The sequence below is a fragment of the Streptomyces xiamenensis genome, assembly GCF_000993785.3.
Taxonomy (GTDB): Bacteria; Actinomycetota; Actinomycetes; order Streptomycetales; family Streptomycetaceae; genus Streptomyces; species Streptomyces xiamenensis.
In genome coordinates this window covers 1,960,539-1,982,998 of the sequence record NZ_CP009922.3, presented here as the reverse complement: position 1 = coordinate 1,982,998, position 22,460 = coordinate 1,960,539, and the positions used below count along the sequence as shown (strand labels likewise).

The window sequence follows — 22,460 nt, the reverse complement described above, 5'->3', positions numbered from 1 at the left end:
CTCACTCCTGGCCGTACCTGGGGTCCACCGACTCCGGGGACAGGCCCAGGAGTTCGGCGGCCTGTTCGACCACCACCTCGTGGACCAGGTGGGCCCGCTCGTCGCGGTCGCGGCTGCGCAGTTCCACGGGGCGGCGGTAGACCACGACGAGATCGCGTCCGTCCGGGGTCCGCGCGCGGACGATGCCGCCCAGCGGCACCGTGGCGTCGTCCCCCTCCGGGAGCACCGGCGGCACCTCCCGCACCCCGAAGTCCACCCCGGCCAGCTCCGGCAGCCGTCGCCGGAGCCGGTCGGCGGACTCCAGCACCAGCGAGTCGAAGGTGTCGGAGCGGGTGAGGGCGAGCGGCACCTGCGGTGGCGCGACCGGTCCGCGCATGCCGCGGCCGTGCCGGTCCCTGCGCCGCGGGCGGCGGCCGTCGGGACCTGGCGGACCTGGGGGGACGCTGCGATTGTCCATCGGCTCCGACCTTAGATGACGATGGGTGGCTGTACCGGTTCGATACCGGTTCCTTCAACGTTTCAGTCCATGACGGGGAACAAACCGTACGTCCCGGAACGAATCCGGTCCGAAAACGGACACGGCGCGGCGACACGGGAGAGTGACGCCGGGGTGAGTCGTCGCGGCCCGCTCAGGAGTGCGGTACGGTCCAACATCGTGAGCCCCGTACGTCGCTGTTCGCGCACCGCGTGCGGCCGTCCCGCCGTGGCGACGCTGACGTATGTCTACGCGGACTCCACGGCCGTACTCGGTCCCCTCGCCACTTACGCCGAGCCGCACTGCTATGACCTGTGCGCCGAGCACTCCGAGCGGCTGACCGCCCCCGCGGCTGGGAGGTGGTCCGCCTCGCCGTGGACACCTCCGCCTCCCGCCCCAGCGGTGACGACCTCGAAGCGCTCGCCGACGCCGTACGGGAGGCCGCCCGTACCCCGCCGCCGTCCTCCGAGGACCTCGCGGAATCGGCGGGCCGGCCGGTCAGGGACGCCACGAGCGCCATGGAAGTCGCCCGTCGCGGCCATCTGCGGATCCTCCGCTCTCCCGAACAGTAGGCCCACACCAACACGGACAAGGGGTGAACTGTGCCCGCAACGGACCTGTCACAGCTCGTCAAGGCTTACGACGTACGCGGAGTCGTCCCCGACCAGTGGGACGAACACCTCGCCGAACTCTTCGGCGCCGCCTTCGTCGAGGTCGCCCTCGGCGACAGCGACGGCATCGTCATCGGCCACGACATGCGGCCCTCATCGCCCGGCCTCGCCCACGCCTTCGCGCGCGGCGCCGCCGCCCGCGGTGCCGACGTGACCGAGATCGGGCTGTGTTCGACCGATCAGCTCTACTACGCGAGCGGCGCGCTCGACCTGCCGGGCGCCATGTTCACCGCCAGCCACAACCCCGCCCGGTACAACGGCATCAAGATGTGCCGCTCCGGCGCCCGGCCGGTCGGGCAGGACAGCGGACTCGCCGAGATCCGCGCCCTGGTGGAGCGGTGGGCGGACGACGGCGCGCCGGAGCCCGTCGCCACCCCCGGCCGCATCACACAGCGCGACCTGCTGGAGGACTACGCCGGCCATCTGCGCGGCCTGGTCGACCTCACTGCCATCCGCCCGCTGAAGGTCGTCATCGACGCGGGCAACGGCATGGGCGGCCACACCGCCCCCACCGTCTTCGCCGGGCTGCCCGTCGAGGTCGACCCGATGTACTTCGAACTCGACGGCACCTTCCCCAACCACGAGGCCAACCCGCTGGACCCGGCCAACATCGTGGACCTCCAGGCCCGGGTGCGGGAGACCGGCGCCGATGTCGGACTCGCCTTCGACGGCGACGCCGACCGCTGCTTCGTCGTCGACGAACGCGGCGAACCCGTCTCCCCGTCCGCCATCACCGCCCTGGTCGCCGCCCGCGAACTCGCCAAGGCCCCCGGCTCCGCCATCATCCACAACCTCATCACCTCCTGGTCGGTGGCCGAGGTCGTCGAGGAGAACGGCGGCACCCCGGTGCGCACCCGGGTCGGCCACTCCTTCATCAAGGGCGAGATGGCCAGGACCGGCGCCATCTTCGGCGGCGAACACTCCGCCCACTACTACTTCCGCGACTTCTGGAACGCCGACACCGGCATGCTCGCCGCCCTGCACGTCCTCGCCGCCCTCGGCGGACAGGACGGCCCGCTCTCCCGGCTCGTCGCCGCCTACGACCGGTACCCCGCCTCCGGCGAGATCAACACCGAGGTCGCCGACCAGGCAGGCCGCACCGCCGCGGTCCGCGAACGGTACGAGGGCGGCCAGGACACGGACATCGACACCCTGGACGGGCTGACGGTCACCACCCCCGACTGGTGGTTCAACCTGCGCCCCTCCAACACCGAGCCGCTGCTGCGGCTGAACGTCGAGGCCAGGGACGAGGAGACCGTGGCCAGGATCCGCGACGAGGTCCTGGCCCTCATCACGGCCTGACCCGACCGCAACCGCAACCGCAACCGCAACCGCCACCGCTGCCGCCGCCCGCCCGCCCGCCCGGACGGGCGGCGGTAGGCTGAGGGACCCCGACGCGACACCCGCGCACCGTCCGCAACTCCCCGGAGGGACACCACCCATGCCGCTCGTCGAAGCCGCGCTGCTGGAGATCCTCGCCTGTCCCGTGTGCCACGCACCGCTCCGGGAGGACGAGGACCACTCCGAACTGATCTGCACCGACGCCGGCTGCGGCCTCGCCTACCCCGTCCGGGACGGCGTCCCCGTCCTCCTGGAGGACGAGGCCCGCAGGCCCGCCCGGTGATCGACGAGACCCTGCTGGACGACTCCGAGCGGCTGCTGCGCGCCGACACCCGCGGCCTGCTGCGCGGAGCCGCCACCGCCGGGGCACAGGTACGCACCGCCGCCCGCGCCGCCACCGAGGCCGGCATCGACGGGCTGCGCCCCGAAGGCCGCCCCGGCACCATCCTCATCGCCGGCACCGGCCCCGAAGTACCCCTCGCCGCCGACCTGCTGACCGCCCTGCCCGGGAGCTCCCGGCCGGAGGCCGCGGGAGGCTCGGCGCCCCTGACCGTGCTGCCCGCCACCGGGCCGCTCGCCGCACCCGGCGCCCTGCGCTGGACGCTGCCGCGCTGGGCCGGCCCGATGGACCTGCTGCTCGTCACCTCCGCCGAGGGCACCGAGGCCGGACTGCCGCTCCTGGTGGACGCCGCCTACCGGCGCGGCTGCTCCATCGTCTCCGTCACCCCGGCCGGCAGCCCGCTCGCCGAGGCCACCACGCACCGCCGCAACCTCACCGTGCCGCTCACCCGGCCCGCCCACCAGGAGGCCGCCGGACACCTGGTCGCCCCCGGCCCGTACTGGTCCCTGCTCACCCCGCTGCTGCTGCTCGGTGACCGGCTCGGCCTGTACGAGGGCGCCGGACAGACCGAGGTGGCCGCCCTCGCCGACCGGCTCGACCGGCACGCCGAACGCTGCGGCCCCACCGCCCCCACGGCGGGCAACCCCGGCAAGACGCTGGCCGCCGAATGCGCCGCCGCCCTGCCGCTGCTGTGGAGCGAGGGCCCGCTGGCCGGCGCCGTCGCCCGGCACTGCGCCGCCACGTTCACCGCGCTCGCCGGCACCCCCGCGCTCGCCGCCGCGCTGCCCGGCGCCCTCACCGCCCACGGCGCGCTGCTCACCCGCACCACCCGCACCTCCGAGGACGACTTCTTCCGCGACCGCGTCGACGAACCCGAGGCACCGCGCCCGCGCGTTCTCCTGCTGCGCGAGGACGCCGCGGCCGTCCCGGCCGGCAGCGCCGTGACCGCCGCCCGCGACCTCGCCCATGAGCACGGCATCGCCCTGGGTGAGATCGCCCCCGCCGAGGACGCCGAAGGGCCGCTGGCCGCCCTCGCCGACCTTCTCGCCCCTCTGGATTTCGCCGCCGTTTACCTGACGCTCGCCTGACGCCCGCAATCATGGGGTCATGGACAGCCTCGACAACCCGATCCGGCCCTACGCCTGGGGCTCGACGACCGCCATCCCGGCGCTGCTGGGCACCGTGCCCACCGGCGAACCCCAGGCCGAACTGTGGATGGGCGCCCACCCCGGCGCCCCCTCCCGACTGAACCGCGGCGCCGGACCCCGCACCCTCGGCGAGACCATCACCGCCGACCCCGAGAGCGAACTCGGCCCGCGCGCCCTCGCCGCCTTCGGCCCCCGGCTGCCCTTCCTCCTCAAGGTGCTCGCCGCCGGCTCCCCGCTCTCCCTCCAGGTCCACCCCTCCCGCTCCCAGGCCCAGAGCGGCTTCGCGGACGAGGAGCGCCGGGGCGTCCCCCTCGACGCCCCGCACCGCAACTACAAGGACGCCAACCACAAGCCCGAACTCATCTGCGCCCTCACCCCGTTCGAGGGACTGTGCGGCTTCCGCCCCGCCGCGCGGGCCGCCGCCCTCCTGGAGGGCCTGGGCATCGACGAACTCAAGCCGTACGCGCTCACCCTGCGCTCCCGGCCCGCGGGCGAGGCACTGCGCGAGGTCCTCACCGGCCTCCTCGGCGCCGACCGCACCACCCTCGCCCCGACCGTCGACCGGGCCGCCCGCGCCGCCGAACGCCTCGGCGGCGAGTACACCCCCTACGCCGCCATCGCCCGGCACCACCCCGGTGACCCCGGGGTACTCGCCGCGATGCTGCTCCACCACGTCACGCTGCGGCCCGGCGAGGCCCTCTACCTGGGCGCCGGCGTCCCGCACGCCTACCTCAGCGGCCTGGGCGTCGAGATCATGGCCAACTCCGACAACGTGCTGCGCTGTGGTCTCACCCCCAAGCACGTCGACATCCCCGAACTGCTGCGCGTCGTCCGCTTCGAACCCACCGACGCCGGCGTCCTGCGCCCCGAACCCGGGCCCGGCGGCGAGGAGGTGTACCCGGCGCCCATCGACGAGTTCCGGCTCTCCCGCTACGTCCTGGAGGCGGACGCCGGAACGGACACCGGCGCCCGCACCATCCCGGCCGGCGGACCCCAGATCCTGCTGTGCACCCACGGCACGGTCATCCTGCGCACCGACGCCCCGCAGAGCGCCGAACTGACCCTGCGCCCGGGCCGTTCCGCGTACGTACCGGCGTCCGAAACCGTCACGATCACCGGCCCCGGCACCCTCTTCCGTGCCACTGTGGCCCAGTGACCGCACCGCCCAAGGCGTGTAGATTTGGGCCCGGAGTAGGAGTAGACGTCGCTGCTGATGGCAGTCGGGCGGCCGTGAGGCCCGGCCCGGCCGAGGGGTAAGAAGGCCCTCCGACGGATGCGAAGCCCGGGCCCCCGCACGCCTCGCGCGACGCGTGGTCCGTCCGGCAACTGCATTCTGTCCGTCAGCCAACCCTCCCAGGAGGAGCAGCAGTCATGTCCCACGACCAGGACCAGGACTTCAAGGTCGCCGATCTCTCGCTGGCCGCCTTCGGGCGCAAGGAGATCACCCTCGCCGAGCACGAGATGCCGGGCCTGATGGCGATCCGCGAGGAGTACGCCGCGTCCCAGCCGCTGGCCGGCGCCCGCATCACCGGATCGCTGCACATGACCGTGCAGACCGCCGTCCTCATCGAGACCCTCGTCGCGCTCGGCGCACGCGTCCGCTGGGCGTCCTGCAACATCTTCTCCACCCAGGACCACGCGGCCGCCGCCGTCGCCGAGGCCGGCATCCCCGTCTTCGCCTGGAAGGGCGAGACGCTCGAAGAGTACTGGTGGTGCACCGAACAGGCCCTCACCTGGGCCGACTCCCCGACCGGCGGCCCCAACATGATCCTGGACGACGGCGGCGACGCCACCGTCCTGGTCCACAAGGGCGTCGAGTACGAGAAGGCCGGCGCCGTGCCGGACCCGGCCACCAGCGCGGAGAGCGACGAGCACCGCGTCATCCTCGAACTGCTCACCCGCACCCTCGCCGAGAGCCCGCAGAAGTGGACGCGGGCCTCCGCCGAGATCCAGGGCGTGACCGAGGAGACCACCACCGGCGTCCACCGCCTGTACGAGATGTTCCGGGACGGCAGCCTGCTCTTCCCGGCCATCAACGTGAACGACTCCGTCACCAAGTCGAAGTTCGACAACAAGTACGGCTGCCGCCACTCCCTCATCGACGGCATCAACCGCGCCACCGATGTCCTCATCGGCGGCAAGGTCGCCGTCGTGTGCGGCTACGGCGACGTCGGCAAGGGCTGCGCCGAGTCGCTGCGCGGCCAGGGCGCGCGCGTCATCATCACCGAGATCGACCCGATCTGCGCGCTCCAGGCCGCGATGGACGGCTACCAGGTGGCCCGCCTGGACGACGTGGTGGAGACCGCCGACATCTTCGTCACCACCACCGGCAACAAGGACATCATCATGGCCGCCGACATGGTGCGGATGAAGCACCAGGCGATCGTCGGCAACATCGGCCACTTCGACAACGAGATCGACATGGCCGGCCTCGCCAAGATCCCCGGCGTGGTGCGCGACGAGGTCAAGCCCCAGGTGCACACCTGGACCTTCCCCGACGGGCACGCCATCATCGTGCTCTCCGAGGGCCGGCTGCTGAACCTGGGCAACGCCACCGGGCACCCCTCGTTCGTGATGTCCAACAGCTTCGCCAACCAGACGATCGCCCAGATCGAGCTGTTCACGAAGCCCGACGCGTACCCGGTGGGCGTCTACACCCTGCCCAAGCACCTGGACGAGAAGGTCGCCCGGCTGCACCTGGACGCCCTCGGTGTCCGGCTGACCGAGCTCACCAAGGACCAGGCCGACTACATCGGCGTCCCGGTCGAGGGCCCCTACAAGTCGGACCACTACCGCTACTGATCCACTCGGCACGACGTGACGTGGCATGAGGGCCGTACCCTGGCCCTCATGCCACGCGGCCGTTACAGCCTCCACGACCCGTACGACGGAACGCCGCTGGGGGAGGAGCGCTTCCAGTGCGCGCCCGGCCCGCACGGCTGGCGCTACGTCTCGCGCACCACCGCCGCGGACGGCGCCCCGGCCGGTTCCGTGGATCTCACCCTGGACGATCTCGGCCGCCCGCTGCGGCTCGAACTCCACGCCGGCGACTGGCAGGTACGCGGCGCCGCGCTCTCCGGTGTGACGTGGGTGCGTACCGATCCCACCGGCGAGCACGCCCAGGAGGGCAACGCGGCGGCGCACGGTTTCGCCGGGCGGTCGCCGGCGCATCTGCTGGCCGTCGCCCAGCTGCTGCGACTGCGCGAGGGGAGGGCGCGACCCGGGTCCGGCTGGTGGAGTTCACCGAGCCGGTGCTGGCGCCGCGCACCCGGGACGAGACATGGACGCTGCTGGGCAGCGAGATCCACGCGGCGGAGGGCGGCGGGGCGCTGACCGTCCACGCGTACCGGATCGACGACCAGGAGACGGGGGAGCGGCACACCCTGCATCTGGCGGGTGATGTGGTGCTGTCGGGGCCGGGGATCGAGCTGGAGGAGCTGGACGCGCCGCCCTCGGAGTTCAGGACGGCGGGGTAGGACCGCCGGGGGCGGGCAGCTGCTCGGTGAGGACCGGAGCGGGGGCGTACGGGGGGACGTGCGAGGCCGCCGCGGGGCCGGGACCGAAGACCCGCTCGCTGTCCCGGCGCCGCCGTTCGGCCGCCACCGCCGACAGATAGCCGGCCGGATGCAGGCCGGGCGGCGCGGGCGTGCCCACCCGGGTGGCGACATCCCCGGCGAGCCGCTGCCCCATGGACCAGGCAGCCGTGGGCTCCATCTTGCCCATCCGGGTCAGGTACTGGCGCACGGCGAGCCACAGCCCGTCCGGCACCTGGGAGAGGTCGAGCGCCGTGAACTGCCCGGCCAGCTCGGGAGGCGGCGGGGGCAGCGGGAGGGTGCGGCGGCCGGGAAGCCGCTCGCGGACCACCAGGGTCCCGGCGAACACGTCGCCGAGCCGGCGTCCCTGGGGCGAGACGAGGGAGGCGATCAGGGCGACGGACCCCCCGGTCATGATGATCTCGACGAAGCCGATCACCCCGCGCACCAGCGCGTGCCGGAACCGTACGGGCCCACCGTCCGTGCGCACCACCCGCAGCCCGAGGACCAGCTTGCCGAGCGAGCGCCCCTGGGTGAGGGTCTCGACCGCGATCGGCACCCCGATGAGAACGAGGATCAGCAGCGCGACCTGCACGGCCTGAGCGGTGGCGAAGCCCAGCGGGACGACGGCCGACAGGAGCAGCAGGCTGATCAGCAGATAGCCGGTGATGATGAGGAGGGCGTCGATGGCGATCGCCAGCGCCCGAGTCGGGACCCGCGCGGGCTGGAGCCCGAGCACCACCGCATCACCCGTGACGAGTTGACTCATCTGCCCAGTCTCGCATTGTCATCTGGGAAGCTTTCCCTATGGATCTCGATGTCTTCATGGCCGCGCACGGGCCGGAGTGGGACCGGCTGGATCAGCTGCTGCGGCGGCGTCGGCGGCTCAGTGGGGCCGAGACGGACGAACTGGTGGTGTTGTACCAGCGCACCTCGACGCAGCTGTCGCAGATCCAGTCCTCCTCACCCGATCCGGTGCTGATCAACCGGCTGACCACGCTGGTGGCGCGGGCCCGGGCGAAGGTGGTGGGGACGCGGAAGGCCACGTGGCGGGACGCGGCGCACTTCTTCACGGCCGGCTTCCCGGCGGCGCTGTACCGCACCCGGCGGTGGTGGGTGCCGGTGGCGGTGCTCTTCACGGTGGCCGTGGCGGGCATGGGGTGGTGGATCGCGGCCAACCCCGAGGTGCAGGCGTCGATGGCGGCACCGGAGGAGCTGCGGGAGATGACGCGTCCCGGCGGCCAGTACGAGACGTATTACTCCAGCAGTCCGGCGGCGGCGTTCTCGGCCCAGGTGTGGACGAACAACGCGCAGGTGGCGGGGATGTCGCTGGCGTTCGGTGCGCTGTTGGGGATCCCGGTGCTGTGGGTGCTGTTCTCGAACGCAGTGAATGTGGCGACCGGCGTCGGGCTGATGGCGTCGGCCGACCGGCTCGATGTGTTCCTGGGGCTGATCCTGCCGCACGGGCTGCTGGAGCTGACGGCGGTGTTCGTCGCGGCGGGGGTGGGGCTGCGGCTCGGCTGGACGGTGCTGGACCCGGGGCCGCGGACCCGGCTGACGGCGCTGGCGGCCGAGGGCCGGGCGGCGATCGGGATGGCGCTGGGTCTGGCGCTGGTGCTGTTCGTCTCCGGACTGATCGAGGGCTTCGTGACCCCGTCGGGGCTGCCGACCTGGGCGCGGATCGCGATCGGAGTGGTGGCGGAGCTGGCGTTCCTGGCGTACGTGTTCGTGGTCGGGAAGCGCGCGGTGGAGGCCGGCGAGACGGGCGACATGGCCGAGGCCGACCGGCCGGCCGAGGTACCTGTCGCGGCCTGAGCAGTGGATTTGACGGTGGGGTGGGGGATGCGTAATGTTCTCCGAGCTGTCCGCCCCTCGGGGCCTGGACGGCACATCTCGCCGCACATGATCACGCGATCACGAAGGCGGCACTCACTCGAAAGAGAACGACCCCGCGAGGGCCTTATTTGGCTTGCCCAAATTCGGTACTCGGCCCCGGATTTTGAATCCGGCGGGGAAATCCTCTAAAGTGGTGGACACGCCGGAGGGCGAAAAACTTACCGGGCCGAAAGGCCCAACTCCTCCCAGCGGAGGCCAAGTTCGGGAAACCGAGTGTGGTAAGCTGGGAAACACGAAGGGAAAGCCCGGAGGGGCCCGAGAGGGAACCAAAGGAAGCATCCGTTCCTTGAGAACTCAACAGCGTGCCAAATAGTCAATGCCAGCAGTCTTTAAAAGACACAGCATTTACTGAGTCTGCATCTCGATCTCGTCTGAGGTGCAGCATTTAAGCGAGGATTTTCCTTGCTCTTACATGAAGCATTCATGGAGAGTTTGATCCTGGCTCAGGACGAACGCTGGCGGCGTGCTTAACACATGCAAGTCGAACGATGAACCGGTTTCGGCCGGGGATTAGTGGCGAACGGGTGAGTAACACGTGGGCAATCTGCCCTGCACTCTGGGATAAGCCCGGGAAACTGGGTCTAATACCGGATACGACACATGAGCGCATGCTCGTGTGTGGAAAGTTCCGGCGGTGCAGGATGAGCCCGCGGCCTATCAGTTTGTTGGTGGGGTAGTGGCCTACCAAGACGACGACGGGTAGCCGGCCTGAGAGGGTGACCGGCCACACTGGGACTGAGACACGGCCCAGACTCCTACGGGAGGCAGCAGTGGGGAATATTGCACAATGGGCGAAAGCCTGATGCAGCGACGCCGCGTGAGGGATGACGGCCTTCGGGTTGTAAACCTCTTTCAGCAGGGAAGAAGCGAAAGTGACGGTACCTGCAGAAGAAGCACCGGCTAACTACGTGCCAGCAGCCGCGGTAATACGTAGGGTGCAAGCGTTGTCCGGAATTATTGGGCGTAAAGAGCTCGTAGGCGGCCTGTCGCGTCGATTGTGAAAGCCCAGGGCTTAACCCTGGGTCTGCAGTCGATACGGGCAGGCTAGAGTTCGGTAGGGGAGATCGGAATTCCTGGTGTAGCGGTGAAATGCGCAGATATCAGGAGGAACACCGGTGGCGAAGGCGGATCTCTGGGCCGATACTGACGCTGAGGAGCGAAAGCGTGGGGAGCGAACAGGATTAGATACCCTGGTAGTCCACGCCGTAAACGGTGGGCACTAGGTGTGGGCAACATTCCACGTTGTCCGTGCCGCAGCTAACGCATTAAGTGCCCCGCCTGGGGAGTACGGCCGCAAGGCTAAAACTCAAAGGAATTGACGGGGGCCCGCACAAGCGGCGGAGCATGTGGCTTAATTCGACGCAACGCGAAGAACCTTACCAAGGCTTGACATACACCGGAAACGGCCAGAGATGGTCGCCCCCTTGTGGTCGGTGTACAGGTGGTGCATGGCTGTCGTCAGCTCGTGTCGTGAGATGTTGGGTTAAGTCCCGCAACGAGCGCAACCCTTATCCTGTGTTGCCAGCGGATCCCTTCGGGGGTGCCGGGGACTCACGGGAGACTGCCGGGGTCAACTCGGAGGAAGGTGGGGACGACGTCAAGTCATCATGCCCCTTATGTCTTGGGCTGCACACGTGCTACAATGGCCGGTACAATGAGCTGCGATACCGCGAGGTGGAGCGAATCTCAAAAAGCCGGTCTCAGTTCGGATTGGGGTCTGCAACTCGACCCCATGAAGTCGGAGTCGCTAGTAATCGCAGATCAGCATTGCTGCGGTGAATACGTTCCCGGGCCTTGTACACACCGCCCGTCACGTCATGAAAGTCGGTAACACCCGAAGCCGGTGGCCTAACCCCTTGTGGGAGGGAGCTGTCGAAGGTGGGACTGGCGATTGGGACGAAGTCGTAACAAGGTAGCCGTACCGGAAGGTGCGGCTGGATCACCTCCTTTCTAAGGAGCTTCTCGACCGCGAGAGCGGTCCAGAGCCACTACGCCGGCGAGTGTCCGGCGGTGGTTTGCTCATGGGTGGAACATTGACGCTTTATTTGTGCACGCTGTTGGGTGTCTGAAGGTACGGCTGTGAAAGGTCGAATCTTCGGTTGTTGTTTGAGAATTGCACAGTGGACGCGAGCATCTGTGGCCAAGTTTTTAAGGGCGCACGGTGGATGCCTTGGTACCAGGAACCGATGAAGGACGTGGGAGGCCGCGATAGTCCCCGGGGAGTTGTCAACCTAGCTGTGATCCGGGGGTTTCCGAATGGGGAAACCCGGCAGTCGTTATGGGCTGTCACCCACTGCTGAATGTATAGGCGGTGTGGAGGGAACGCGGGGAAGTGAAACATCTCAGTACCCGCAGGAAGAGAAAACAACCGTGATTCCGGGAGTAGTGGTGAGCGAAACCGGAGGAGGCTAAACCGTATGTGTGTGATACCCGGCAGGGGTTGCGCATGCGGGGTTGTGGGAGCTTTTTTGATCGTTCTGCCGGACGGTCGGTGAGTAAGAAACTGTGTGGATAGGCGAAGGGCATGCGAAAGGCCCGGCGTAGAGGGTAAGACCCCCGTAGCTGAAATCTGCATGGCTCACTTGAAGGTTTCCCAAGTAGCATGGGGCCCGAGAAATCCTGTGTGAATCTGGCGGGACCACCCGTTAAGCCTAAATATTCCCTGGTGACCGATAGTGGATAGTACCGTGAGGGAATGGTGAAAAGTACCGCGGGAGCGGAGTGAAATAGTTCCTGAAACCGTGTGCCTACAAGCCGTGGGAGCGTCGTGCACAGAGCTTGCTCTGTGTGCCGTGACTGCGTGCCTTTTGAAGAATGAGCCTGCGAGTTTGCGGTGTGTTGCGAGGTTAACCCGTGTGGGGTAGCCGTAGCGAAAGCGAGTCCGAACAGGGCGACTCAGTAGCATGCCCTAGACCCGAAGCGGAGTGATCTAGCCATGGGCAGGGTGAAGCGAGGGTAAGACCTCGTGGAGGCCCGAACCCACCAGAGTTGAAAATCTGGGGGATGACCTGTGGTTAGGGGTGAAAGGCCAATCAAACTCCGTGATAGCTGGTTCTCCCCGAAATGCATTTAGGTGCAGCGTCGTGTGTTTCTTGCCGGAGGTAGAGCACTGGATAGGTGATGGGCCTTACCGGGTTACTGACCTTAGCCAAACTCCGAATGCCGGTAAGTGAGAGCGCGGCAGTGAGACTGTGGGGGATAAGCTCCATGGTCGAGAGGGAAACAGCCCAGAGCATCGACTAAGGCCCCTAAGCGTGTGCTAAGTGGGAAAGGATGTGGAGTCGCAGAGACAACCAGGAGGTTGGCTTAGAAGCAGCCACCCTTGAAAGAGTGCGTAATAGCTCACTGGTCGAGTGATTCTGCGCCGACAATGTAGCGGGGCTCAAGTACACCGCCGAAGTCGTGTCACTGCAACAATACTTCTAACGAAGGTTGTGGTGGGTAGGGGAGCGTCGTGTGCCGGGTGAAGCAGCCGTGGAAACGAGTTGTGGACGGTATGCGAGTGAGAATGCAGGCATGAGTAGCGATACAAGAGTGGGAAACTCTTGCGCCGATTGACTAAGGGTTCCTGGGTCAAGTTGATCTGCCCAGGGTAAGTCGGGGCCTAAGGCGAGGCCGACAGGCGTAGTCGATGGATAACCGGTTGATATTCCGGTACCCGTTGTGGAGCGCCAACGCTGAATCAGGCGATGCTAAGCCCGCGAAGCCGCCATCTGTCCCTTCGGGGGTGGGTGGAGTGGTGGAGTCGGTGGTCCAGACCTGTAGTAGGTGAGTGATGGGGTGACGCAGGAAGGTAGTCCAGCCCGGGCGGTGGTTGTCCCGGGGTAAGGGTGTGGCCCGTGGAGCAGGTAAATCCGTTCCACACGAGGGTGAGACCTGATGCCGAGCCGATTGTGGTGAAGTGGATGATCCTATGCTGTCGAGAAAAGCCTCTAGCGAGTTTCACAATGGCCCGTACCCTAAACCGACTCAGGTGGTCAGGTAGAGTATACCGAGGCGTTCGGGTGAACTATGGTTAAGGAACTCGGCAAAATGCCCCCGTAACTTCGGGAGAAGGGGGGCCATTTCTGGTGATGAGACTTGCTCTCTGAGCTGGGGGTGGCCGCAGAGACCAGCGAGAAGCGACTGTTTACTAAAAACACAGGTCCGTGCGAAGCTGTAAGGCGATGTATACGGACTGACGCCTGCCCGGTGCTGGAACGTTAAGGGGACCGGTTAGTCACATTTCGGTGTGGCGAAGCTGAGAACTTAAGCGCCAGTAAACGGCGGTGGTAACTATAACCATCCTAAGGTAGCGAAATTCCTTGTCGGGTAAGTTCCGACCTGCACGAATGGCGTAACGACTTCTTGACTGTCTCAACCATAGGCCCGGTGAAATTGCACTACGAGTAAAGATGCTCGTTTCGCGCAGCAGGACGGAAAGACCCCGGGACCTTTACTATAGCTTGATATTGGTGTTCGGTTCGGTTTGTGTAGGATAGGTGGGAGACTGTGAAGCCTGGACGCTAGTTCAGGTGGAGTCGTTGTTGAAATACCACTCTGATCGTGCTGGATGTCTAACCTGGGTCCGTGATCCGGATCGGGGACAGTGTCTGGTGGGTAGTTTAACTGGGGCGGTTGCCTCCTAAAGAGTAACGGAGGCGCCCAAAGGTTCCCTCAGCCTGGTTGGTCATCAGGTGGTGAGTGTAAGTGCACAAGGGAGCTTGACTGTGAGACTGGCAGGTCGAGCAGGTGCGAAAGCAGGGACTAGTGATCCGGCGGTGGTTTGTGGAAGCGCCGTCGCTCAACGGATAAAAGGTACCCCGGGGATAACAGGCTGATCTTCCCCAAGAGTCCGTATCGACGGGATGGTTTGGCACCTCGATGTCGGCTCGTCGCATCCTGGGGCTGGAGTTGGTCCCAAGGGTTGGGCTGTTCGCCCATTAAAGCGGTACGCGAGCTGGGTTTAGAACGTCGTGAGACAGTTCGGTCCCTATCCGCTGTGCGCGTTGGAGTCTTGAGAAGGGCTGTCCCTAGTACGAGAGGACCGGGACGGACGAACCTCTGGTGTGCCAGTTGTTCTGCCAAGGGCATGGCTGGTTGGCTACGTTCGGAAAGGATAACCGCTGAAAGCATCTAAGCGGGAAGCCTGCTTCGAGATGAGGACTCCCACCCACTTGATGGGGTAAGGCTCCCTGTAGACGACAGGGTTGATAGGCCAGATATGGAAGCCTCGTGAGAGGTGGAGTTGACTGGTACTAATAGGCCGAGGGCTTGTCCTCAGATGCTCGCGTCCACTGTGATTTTTTTTCGAATGACAACCATTAGAGTTTCGGTGGTCATGGCGAAAGGGAAACGCCCGGTTACATTCCGAACCCGGAAGCTAAGCCTTTCAGCGCCGATGGTACTGCATGGGGGACCGTGTGGGAGAGTAGGTCGCCGCCGAACAATCTTTGAGAAGAGGCCCGTTGGGGGATTTCGATCCCCCAACGGGCCTCTTTCTGTTTTTCTGTGCCTTGGGAGTTGCCGGAGCTACCGGCGCCGGCGGCCGATCGAGTCCAGTTCGGCGAGATCCTCCTCGGAGAGCGCGAGCCCCGCGCCGGCCACGTTCTCGCGCAGGTGGGCCACCGACGAGGTACCGGGAATGAGCAGAATGTTCGGCGACCGCCGCAGCAGCCACGCCAGGGCGACCGACATCCGCGTCGCCGCCAGCCGGTCGGCCACGGCGGACAGCGCCGTCGCCTGCAGCGGGGTGAAGCCACCGAGCGGGAAGAAGGGCACGTAGGCGATGCCGGCCCCGGCCAGCTCGTCGATGAGGGTGTCGTCCTGGCGGTGGGCGAGGTTGTACATGTTCTGCACACACACGATCGGCGCCATCGCCCGTGCCTCGGCGACCTGTTCCGCCGTCGCGTTGCTCACGCCCAGGTGCCGGATCAGACCCTGCCGCTGGAGTTCCAGGAGAGCCTCGAAGGGCTCGGCGAGCGATTCCTGACGGGGGCCCCGGGCGTCCCCGAGCCGCAGGTTCACCACGTCGAGCGCGTCAAGACCCAGGTCATCGAGGTTCTCCCGTACCGCGTCGCGCAGTTCCCCCGGCCGGCGGGCGGGGATCCAGCCGCCGCGCTCGTCGCGCACGGCGCCGACCTTGGTGACGATGCGCAGCGGTGCGGCATAGGGACGCAGCGCCTCGCGGATCAGCCGGTTGGTGACACGTGGTCCGTAGGCGCCCGCGGTGTCGATGTGGCTGATTCCCAGGGCGACGGCCTCGCGCAGCACCGCCAGCGCCCCCTCGTGGTCGGCGGGCGGGCCCATGACCCCGGGGCCGGCGAGCTGCATGGCGCCGTAACCGAATCGGGTCACGGTCAGATCACCCAGGGCCCAGGTACCGCCGGGCAGTGAGGTGGAGGGTGTGGTCATGGGGGTGTCCTTCTCGCTGGGCCGGGTTGCCGTACAGGGCTCGGTGAGCCGTTCAGCGTGATCCTCGCCCGGCGACGCACCGGGCGGCCAACACTCATCCGGTGCACGGTGATACCCGGCCGGTATCACCGGTCTAGGGTGGGGCCGTGGACACCCTGGAGACCCGTGAGTTGAGGTACTTCGTCGCCGTCGCCGAGGAACTGCACTTCGGCCGTGCCGCCGAGCGCGTCGGGATCGCGCAGCCGCCGCTGTCGCGGGCGATCCAGCAGTTGGAGCGGCGGCTCGGCGTCCCGCTGCTGACCCGCAACCGCCGTGGCGTCCGGCTGACGAGCGCGGGCGAGGTCCTGCTGCACGAGGGCCGCGCCGCCCTCGACGCGACCACGGCCGCCGCCCGCCGTGCCCGTCGCGCCGGTGGCGCCGGTGACCGGGAGCGCGGCGGCGAGCGTCTGGTGCTGGCGGTGAAGGCGGGCGCGTCCCACGACCTGCTGCACGCGCTGCTCGACGCCTACGCGGCCGAGCCGGGCGCCGCCGAGATCGAGGTGCTGCCGAGCGGTACCTGTGAGCAGGGCGAAATGCTGCGGGACGGCCGCGCCGATGTGGCGCTCATGCACGCGCCGTTCAACTCCCTGGCCGGGTTCGACAGCGAGGAGCTCAGGACCGAGGGACAGATCGCCGTCCTGCCGGCCGGGCACCCGCTCGCGGCGCGCGCTTCGCTGTCCCTGGCCGAGGTCGGTGGCATCCCCGGTCTGCCGCTCGCGCGGTGGGCCCGGCACGGCACGTACCCGCCCGGTCCGGGTCCGGAGATCCACGATCAGACGCAGCTGGCCCAGTTGATCGCCCTGGGCCGCACGGTGGCCGTCTACCCCGAATCGGCCCGCGCCTGGCTGTGGGCCGAGCACGCCGCGGTCCCGCTGAGCGACGCGCCCCCCGTCGTCACGCACATCGCCTGGCCCGCGCACAGCCGTTCGCTCGCCCTCGCCGGGCTGGTCCGTACGGCCACCCGGTTGTGACGCCCGGCGCCCCGGAACACCACACCTAGAGTTTGCCGGCCGCCTTCAGCGAGAGGTACGCGTCCGCGACCGCCGGGGGGAGGTCGGCGGGCGGGGCCTCGACCACCGTGACGCCGAGCCGGGTCAGCCGGGCCCTCGTCCGGCGGCGCTCCTCATCGTGCTGGGCCGCTGCCGCCGCCTCGTAGACGGCGGTGGCGGTGCCCCTGGCCGTGCGCATCTCCTCGACGCGCGGGTCGCCCACCGCCGCCACCAGGACGGTGTGACGCTGGGTCAGCTGCGGGAGCACGGGCAGCAGGCCCATCTCCACCGGGGCGGTCTCCAGCGTCGTGAACAGCACGATCAGCGAACGCCGCGGGGCGCCGGCCCGGGCCGCGGTGGCCAGGGCGGTCATGTCGCTCTCGATCAGCGCGGGTTCCAGCGGAGCGAGGGCCTGGACGACGGCAGGCAGCACGTCCTTGCCGGTGCGGCCGCGTACGGCGGCGCGGGTGCGGCGGTCGAAGGCCAGCAGGTCGACGCGGTCCCCCGCGTGCGCGGCCAGCGCGGTCAGCAGCAGGGAGGCGTCCATCGCGGCGTCCAGGCGCGGGACGTCGCCGACCCGGCCGGCCGCCGTACGGCCGGTGTCCAGCACCAGCAGCAGATGGCGGTCGCGTTCGGGGCGCCAGGTGCGGACGGCCACCGCGGACCGGCGGGCGGTGGCCCGCCAGTCGATGGAACGGACATCGTCCCCCGGCACGTAGTCGCGCAGGCTGTCGAACTCGGTGCCCTCGCCGCGCAGCATGACGCTGGTGCGGCCGTCCAGCTCGCGCAGCCTGGCCAGTTTGGACGGCAGGTGCTTGCGGCTGCTGAACGGCGGCAGGACCCGGACCGTACCCGGGACGCGGTGGCTGCCCTGGCGGGCGGCGAGACCGAGTGGGCCGTGCGAGCGGATCGTGACCCGTACCGCCGCGTGGTCGCCGCGGCGGGTGGGGTGCAGGACGGTGGTGACGCGGCGGCGTTCGCCGGCCGGGACGCTCAGGTGGTGGCGGGCGGCGGCGTACTGGGTGCCCGGCTGCCAGCCGCTGGGCGGCCAGGCGTCTCTGAGGTCCGCCGTCAGCGGCCGTCCGGAGAGGTTGGTGACCGTCAGGTCCACCTCCGCTCTCTCGCCCAGCCGGACGGAGACCGACGCGGGACGGCTCAGGTGGAGGGTGCGGACCGGGGCGGCGCGCAGCAGGTCGTACCCGATGGCCGCCAGCAGGGGCAGGCACACGGCGGCGATGCCGCCCCAGCCCGGCAGCAGGCCGGCGATCAGCGCGCCGAGCGCGGCGATGAGGGCGGTGCGTCCGGTCAGGGCCATCAGCGGGGGACCGGGACGTGCGCGAGGAGGCCGCTGATGACGGTGTCGGCGCTGATGCCCTCCATCTCGCTCTCCGGGCGCAGCCGGACGCGGTGCCGCAGGGTGGGCAGGGCGAGGGCCTTGACGTCGTCGGGGACGACGAAGGCGCGTCCGGACAGCCAGGCCCAGGCGCGGGCGGTGGACAGCAGGGCCTTGGCACCGCGCGGGGAGACGCCCAGGGCGAGGGAGGGCGAGGTGCGGGTGGCGCGGCACAGGTCGACGACGTAGCCGCTGATCTCGGGGGAGACGGTGACCTTGGCGACCTCCTCGCGGGCGGCGGCGAGTTCCCCGGGACCGGCGACGGTGCGCACGCCCGCGGCGCCGAGGTCGCGGGGGTCGAAGCCGGCGGCGTGCCGGTTGAGGACGTCGATCTCCTGCTCGCGACTGGGCAGCGGCAGGGTCAGCTTGAGGAGGAAGCGGTCGAGCTGGGCCTCGGGGAGAGGGTAGGTGCCCTCGTACTCGACGGGGTTCTGGGTGGCGGCGACCAGGAAGGGCTCGGGGAGCGGGCGGGGGGTGCCGTCGACGGAGACCTGGCGTTCCTCCATGGCTTCGAGCAGGGAGGCCTGGGTCTTGGGCGGGGTCCGGTTGATCTCGTCGGCCAGGAGGAGGTTGGTGAAGACCGGGCCGGCCTGGAAGGAGAACTCGGCGGTGCGGGTGTCGTAGACCAGCGAGCCGGTGATGTCGGAGGGCATCAGGTCGGGGGTGAACTGGACGCGCTTGGTGTCGAGTTCGAGTGCGGTGGCGAGGGTCTTGACCAGCAGGGTCTTGGCGACGCCCGGGACGCCTTCGAGGAGGACGTGGCCCTTGCACAGCAGGGCGACGACCAGGCCGGTGACGGCGGCGTCCTGGCCGACGACGGCCTTGCCGATCTCGCCGCGCAGGGCCTCCAGGGCGGTGCGGGGGGAGGACGGGGTGGGCTCGGCGGTTCCGGTCGGGCTGGTCACTGGCTCGGGTCCTTCGGGTCGGGGGTGAGGCTTGCTTCCAGGGCGTCGAGGTCGTCGGCGAGGGCGACGAGCGCGGGGTCGTCGGCGGGGGCCGGGCCGAAGAGGAGGGCGTGCAGGTCGGCGGCGGCCCGGTGGGTGTGGGCGGCGAGCGCGTGCAGCAGGTCCTCGGGAGAGTGGGCGGCGGCCGGGGCGACGCCGACGCGGGGTGCGAGGCGGGTGCGGGCGGCGGAGCGCAGGGCTTCGGCGGCGCGGTCGCGGGCGCCGTTGCGGTGGTAGAGGCGGGCGCGGCCCTCGGTGGTCTCGGCGGCGCGTACGGAGACGGGGAGCCGTTCGGTGACGACGGGGCCCAGGCGCCGGCCGCGCCAGAACGCGGTGAGCGCGGCGGCGATGGCGAGCTGGAGGGCGGCCCAGCGCCAGCCGGGGGCCATGAGGTCGGTGAGGCTGCGGTCCTGGCCGCTGCCGGGGGCGTCGGCGGCGGTGGGCAGGTACCAGATGAGGTGCTCGCGGGCGCCGAGGAGTTGCAGGGCCAGGGAGGCGTTGCCGTAGGCGTCCAGGTTCGCGTTGTACAGGAGGTCGGGGGCGCCGAGCAGGACGGTTTCGGAGGGGCCGCCGGCGTGGTGGGTGACGAGGGTGGGCAGCCCGGCGAATGGGTAGCAGGCCGCGGCGGCGGTCGCCCGGTCGGTGTCGGGCGGCAGGAGGTAGCGGTGGCCGCCGAGCTGGGCGCTGCCGGCCCGCTCGGTGAGGTCGGTGGCGCAGCCGGGGTCGAGTTCGCCGGTGGGGGCGGACGGGGCGACCTCGATGCCGGGGGTGAAGGCGGCGGCGGTGTCGGGGCCCGCGCCGGCCAGGACCGTACGGGTGCCGGTGCGCAGGGTTTCGCGGCGCAGGGCGTCGCGGCGTTCGGGGGCGAGGTTTTCGGGGTGGGTGATGAGGAGGGTGGCGGCGGGCCAGTCGTTGCGGTCCAGGCGGTCCAGCTCGGCGAGCACCTCTTCGGAGGTGTGGGCCACGGTGATGTCGATGCCGTGGTCGGTGAGGAGCTGATTTACGGCGCGGCTGCCGAGCGGGGCGGCGGAGTCGGGGTGCAGGGTGCCGTTGTCGCCGGAGCGGAGCAGGGCCAGGACGAGGCCGGTGATCAGGAGGGCGGCGGCGGCGATGAGCAGTCCGCGGCCGCGTCGCCACAGCCGTCGGGCGTCGGGGGAGACGGAGGTGCCGGTGTCCGCGCCGGTGTCGGTGGCGGTCATCGGGGGGCTCCGGCGCCGGTGAGGTCGGGTTTGGTACGCAGCACCGTCTCGTCCAGGTCGCGCAGTTCGTGGTGGTCGGTGGGGGTGGCGTGGGTGCCGCCGTAGGTGACGGCGTCGAAGGTGGTGGCGGCGGCGCGCAGCCGGGTGGCGAGGGCGGGCATGACGCGGGCGGCGTCGGCGGTGGCCTCGTTGGCGGTGCGTCCGGGGCGGGGGTCCAGGAGGGCGCGTTCTTCCAGGGAGCGGATGAGGGCGCGCAGTTGTTCCTGGACGGCCTGGTCCCACCGGCCGAGCTGGGCGTGCCGGGCGGCGTCGGCGCGGTGTTCGGCGGCGGTGCGGGGGCGGTTGTCGAACAGCGTGCCGCCGGTGGCCGAACGGGCGGTGCGCAGGGCGCCCAGGCGCAGCCGCAGGGCGATGAGGAGGCCGATGACGACGAGGGTGAGGATGAGGATGCCGAGCCAGCCGCCGGGGGCGTGGAAGGCGACGGATTCGAGCGCGCCGAAGATCTGGTCGAGGACCCAGTTGAAGACCCGGCGGACGAGGCCGGGTTCGTGTTCGGCGTATATCTGTTGGGACAGTTCGCGCTCGGCCGCCTCGCGGGCGGCCTCGCGGTCGATGGTGAGCGGCGGTCCGTCGCCGTCACCGGTCATGGCGAAGCTGATCATGTTCGTGCTGTTCTCCCCCCGGTCCCGGCCCCCTGCATGGTGTCAGCTTCCCGGGTGCGGGGTGATGCCGGCGGCGCGGGCCAGTTCCAGGTCGAGGGCTTCGCGGCGGATGCGCAGGTCGATGTAGAGGAGGGCGGCGACTCCCGCGCTGATGGGGAGGGTGATGGCGGAGCCCAGGACGCCGCCGATGCCGGAGATCAGCAGGTAGGTCCAGGTGACGTCGGTCAGGGAGCCGCTGATGAAGCCGTCGACGCTGCCGGAGCCGGCGAGTTCGGCGAGGATCGTGAAGGGGAATTCGAGGATGCCGGCGACCATCGTGATGAGGATCGTGATGAGCAGCTGGATGCCGAAGATGCGCCACCAGGAGTTGCTGACGAGCTTGTAGGAGCGGCGCAGGGCGGTGAGGACGCCCTGGCGTTCGAGCATCAGGGCGGGGGCGGCGAGGGACAGGCGTACCCACAGCCAGACGGCGAGGACGATGCCGGCGATCATGCCGAGGATGGCGACGGCGGGGCTGCCCAGCAGGACGCCGAGCAGTACGGGGACGCAGACGGCGGCGACGATGATGAGGCCGGTGAGCAGGGTGAGGCCGAGGAGGCGGCCCAGCTGGCGTCGGGAGTCGTCCCAGGCCTCGCCGAGGGTGACGCTGCGGCCCAGGACGGCGCGGCTGACGACGATGGTGAGCATGGCGGTGGCCAGGACGCTGCCCACCAGCATGGCGATGCCGGCGACGGAGCTGAAGGCGCCGAGGTCCAGGAGGCCGTCCCGCAGTTCTTCGGTGGTGGGGTCGGGGTTGTTCTCCAGGGCGGCGATGCCGGAGCTCTCGGAGAGCCACAGCTTCATGGCGAAGCCGGAGAGCAGCTGGATGACGATGGCGATGCCGAGGGAGATGGCCAGGACGGTGCGCCAGTGTGCGCGGGCGGTGGAGACGGCGCCGTCGAGGATCTCGCCGAGGCCGAGCGGGCGCAGCGGGATGACGCCGGGCTTGGCGGCGTACTCCTTGGGCCCCCAGGTGGGGGGCGGTGCCCCCCAGCCGGCGGGGGGCTGCTGGCCGTAGCCTGGGTGGTGGCCGGGGCCGCCGGGCTGCTGGCCGGGGTACGAACCGGGCTGCTGTCCGTACCCGGGCTGGCCGTACGAGCCGCCCTGGGGCGGGACGCCGGGACCTGCGGTCCAGCCCTGCGGCTGCGAGGGCTGCGGTTGCGCGGGCGGGGCCGTGGTGGTGTCCGGGTCGTGCTCCGGCGGCTGGGAGCCGGGCGAGGTCCAGCCTGGCGCGTCACTCACGGCTTCGTACTCCTACGCTCGTACTGCTCGGTGTTTGTTGTTTCAACGGGATCTGGGTGCACATCGTGCCATGGCGTGCCGGTGGGTGTTCCGGCTGTGGTAGTTCCCGTACCCGGGACGGATGGGCGCGAGGCCGGGATGTGTTCCAGATCACGT

At 69.4% G+C, this 22,460-nt stretch carries 15 protein-coding genes, 3 rRNA genes and 2 pseudogenes; 12 read left to right on the top strand and 8 right to left on the bottom strand.

From position 1 onward, the window contains the following. Nucleotide 1 precedes the first annotated feature (1 nt). Entirely contained in the window at nt 2–457 is a 456-nt protein-coding gene (locus tag SXIM_RS08950) for a metallopeptidase family protein (protein ID WP_078635705.1), read from the bottom strand. 198 nt (nt 458–655) lie between these two features. Between SXIM_RS08950 and SXIM_RS08945 the strand changes: the two are divergent. From SXIM_RS08945 to SXIM_RS08915, 7 genes and pseudogenes are all read left to right on the top strand, one after another. Beyond that, a pseudogene (locus SXIM_RS08945) lies at nt 656–1,047 on the top strand (DUF3499 domain-containing protein). A 30-nt stretch (nt 1,048–1,077) separates the two neighbouring features. After that, nucleotides 1,078–2,448 carry a phosphomannomutase/phosphoglucomutase gene (locus tag SXIM_RS08940; RefSeq protein WP_030735571.1) on the top strand — a complete coding sequence of 457 codons (1,371 nt, stop codon included), beginning with the start codon at nt 1,078–1,080 and terminating at the stop codon, nt 2,446–2,448. A gap of 139 nt (nt 2,449–2,587) precedes the next feature. Next, nucleotides 2,588–2,770 carry a Trm112 family protein gene (locus tag SXIM_RS08935; RefSeq protein ID WP_046723562.1) on the top strand — a complete coding sequence of 61 codons (183 nt, stop codon included), beginning with the start codon at nt 2,588–2,590 and terminating at the stop codon, nt 2,768–2,770. Then, nucleotides 2,767–3,915, top strand: a complete 1,149-nt coding sequence (locus SXIM_RS08930; RefSeq protein WP_030735565.1) for an SIS domain-containing protein — start codon at nt 2,767–2,769, stop codon at nt 3,913–3,915. The genes SXIM_RS08935 and SXIM_RS08930 overlap by 4 nt, the downstream gene beginning before the upstream one ends. 19 nt (nt 3,916–3,934) lie before the next feature. Then, complete coding sequence (manA, locus tag SXIM_RS08925) at nt 3,935–5,131, top strand: mannose-6-phosphate isomerase, class I (RefSeq protein WP_046723560.1); 1,197 nt, start codon at nt 3,935–3,937, stop codon at nt 5,129–5,131. 215 nt (nt 5,132–5,346) lie between these two features. After that, nucleotides 5,347–6,777: an adenosylhomocysteinase gene (gene ahcY / locus SXIM_RS08920; protein WP_030735559.1), complete on the top strand. Its 1,431-nt coding sequence runs from the start codon at nt 5,347–5,349 to the stop codon at nt 6,775–6,777. Between the two features lie 48 nt (nt 6,778–6,825). Then, a pseudogene (locus tag SXIM_RS08915) lies at nt 6,826–7,451 on the top strand (hypothetical protein). On the opposite strand, the gene SXIM_RS08910 reads toward SXIM_RS08915, so the two are convergent. Further along, a complete protein-coding gene (locus tag SXIM_RS08910) occupies nt 7,435–8,277 on the bottom strand; it encodes an RDD family protein (protein WP_046723558.1) in 843 nt (280 codons plus the stop codon). The pseudogene SXIM_RS08915 and the gene SXIM_RS08910 sit on opposite strands and share 17 nt — an antisense overlap. Before the next feature lie 38 nt (nt 8,278–8,315). Here SXIM_RS08910 and SXIM_RS08905 point away from each other — a divergent pair, with 38 nt between their 5' ends. The 4 genes from SXIM_RS08905 to rrf all read left to right on the top strand — a co-directional run bounded on the left by SXIM_RS08905 (nt 8,316) and on the right by rrf (nt 14,831). Beyond that, on the top strand, nt 8,316–9,323 hold the full coding sequence (locus SXIM_RS08905; RefSeq protein WP_030735551.1) for a stage II sporulation protein M: 1,008 nt from the start codon (nt 8,316–8,318) through the stop codon (nt 9,321–9,323). 501 nt (nt 9,324–9,824) lie between these two features. Beyond that, a 16S ribosomal RNA gene (locus SXIM_RS08900) occupies nt 9,825–11,354 on the top strand. Nucleotides 11,355–11,542: 188 nt separating this feature from the next. Further along, a 23S ribosomal RNA gene (locus SXIM_RS08895) occupies nt 11,543–14,665 on the top strand. Between the two features lie 49 nt (nt 14,666–14,714). After that, nucleotides 14,715–14,831 (top strand): 5S ribosomal RNA (gene rrf, locus SXIM_RS08890). The 16S, 23S and 5S rRNA genes sit together here, the layout of an rRNA operon. Before the next feature lie 84 nt (nt 14,832–14,915). On the opposite strand, the gene SXIM_RS08885 is transcribed toward rrf, so the two are convergent. Then, nucleotides 14,916–15,797, bottom strand: coding sequence for an oxidoreductase (locus SXIM_RS08885; protein ID WP_046723555.1), 882 nt, complete (start codon nt 15,795–15,797; stop codon nt 14,916–14,918). 146 nt (nt 15,798–15,943) lie between these two features. On the opposite strand from SXIM_RS08885, the gene SXIM_RS08880 reads away from it, so the two are divergent. Beyond that, the gene (locus SXIM_RS08880) at nt 15,944–16,807 is read left to right on the top strand and encodes a LysR family transcriptional regulator (protein ID WP_030724979.1); all 864 of its coding nucleotides are present in this window, start codon (nt 15,944–15,946) and stop codon (nt 16,805–16,807) included. A gap of 25 nt (nt 16,808–16,832) precedes the next feature. Here SXIM_RS08880 and SXIM_RS08875 read toward each other — a convergent pair whose 3' ends face one another. From SXIM_RS08875 to SXIM_RS08855, 5 genes are read right to left on the bottom strand one after another with little or no spacing between them, the layout of a single operon-like run. Next, the gene (locus tag SXIM_RS08875; protein WP_030724982.1) at nt 16,833–18,140 is read right to left on the bottom strand and encodes a DUF58 domain-containing protein; all 1,308 of its coding nucleotides are present in this window, start codon (nt 18,138–18,140) and stop codon (nt 16,833–16,835) included. Continuing rightward, nucleotides 18,140–19,123: an AAA family ATPase gene (locus SXIM_RS08870; RefSeq protein WP_030724985.1), complete on the bottom strand. Its 984-nt coding sequence runs from the start codon at nt 19,121–19,123 to the stop codon at nt 18,140–18,142. The genes SXIM_RS08875 and SXIM_RS08870 overlap by 1 nt, the downstream gene beginning before the upstream one ends. Next, nucleotides 19,120–20,361, bottom strand: coding sequence for a DUF4350 domain-containing protein (locus tag SXIM_RS08865; RefSeq protein WP_030724988.1), 1,242 nt, complete (start codon nt 20,359–20,361; stop codon nt 19,120–19,122). Before SXIM_RS08865 ends, SXIM_RS08870 begins: the two co-directional genes overlap by 4 nt. Then, nucleotides 20,358–21,023 (bottom strand): DUF4129 domain-containing protein, encoded by a 666-nt coding sequence (locus SXIM_RS08860; protein WP_046723553.1) that lies wholly within the window; start codon nt 21,021–21,023, stop codon nt 20,358–20,360. Before SXIM_RS08860 ends, SXIM_RS08865 begins: the two co-directional genes overlap by 4 nt. Before the next feature lie 42 nt (nt 21,024–21,065). Next, entirely contained in the window at nt 21,066–22,304 is a 1,239-nt protein-coding gene (locus SXIM_RS08855) for a DUF7544 domain-containing protein (RefSeq protein WP_046723551.1), read from the bottom strand. Nucleotides 22,305–22,460: the final 156 nt, after the last annotated feature.

Coding starts and splice junctions, on each gene's coding strand:
- SXIM_RS08950 (WP_078635705.1), bottom strand. CDS start 457: ATGGACAATCGCAGCGTCCCCCCAGGTCCGCCAGGTCCCGACGGCCGC.
- SXIM_RS08935 (WP_046723562.1), top strand. CDS start 2,588: ATGCCGCTCGTCGAAGCCGCGCTGCTGGAGATCCTCGCCTGTCCCGTG.
- manA (WP_046723560.1), top strand. CDS start 3,935: ATGGACAGCCTCGACAACCCGATCCGGCCCTACGCCTGGGGCTCGACG.
- ahcY (WP_030735559.1), top strand. CDS start 5,347: ATGTCCCACGACCAGGACCAGGACTTCAAGGTCGCCGATCTCTCGCTG.
- SXIM_RS08910 (WP_046723558.1), bottom strand. CDS start 8,277: ATGAGTCAACTCGTCACGGGTGATGCGGTGGTGCTCGGGCTCCAGCCC.
- SXIM_RS08905 (WP_030735551.1), top strand. CDS start 8,316: ATGGATCTCGATGTCTTCATGGCCGCGCACGGGCCGGAGTGGGACCGG.
- SXIM_RS08885 (WP_046723555.1), bottom strand. CDS start 15,797: ATGACCACACCCTCCACCTCACTGCCCGGCGGTACCTGGGCCCTGGGT.
- SXIM_RS08875 (WP_030724982.1), bottom strand. CDS start 18,140: ATGGCCCTGACCGGACGCACCGCCCTCATCGCCGCGCTCGGCGCGCTG.
- SXIM_RS08865 (WP_030724988.1), bottom strand. CDS start 20,361: ATGACCGCCACCGACACCGGCGCGGACACCGGCACCTCCGTCTCCCCC.
- SXIM_RS08860 (WP_046723553.1), bottom strand. CDS start 21,023: ATGATCAGCTTCGCCATGACCGGTGACGGCGACGGACCGCCGCTCACC.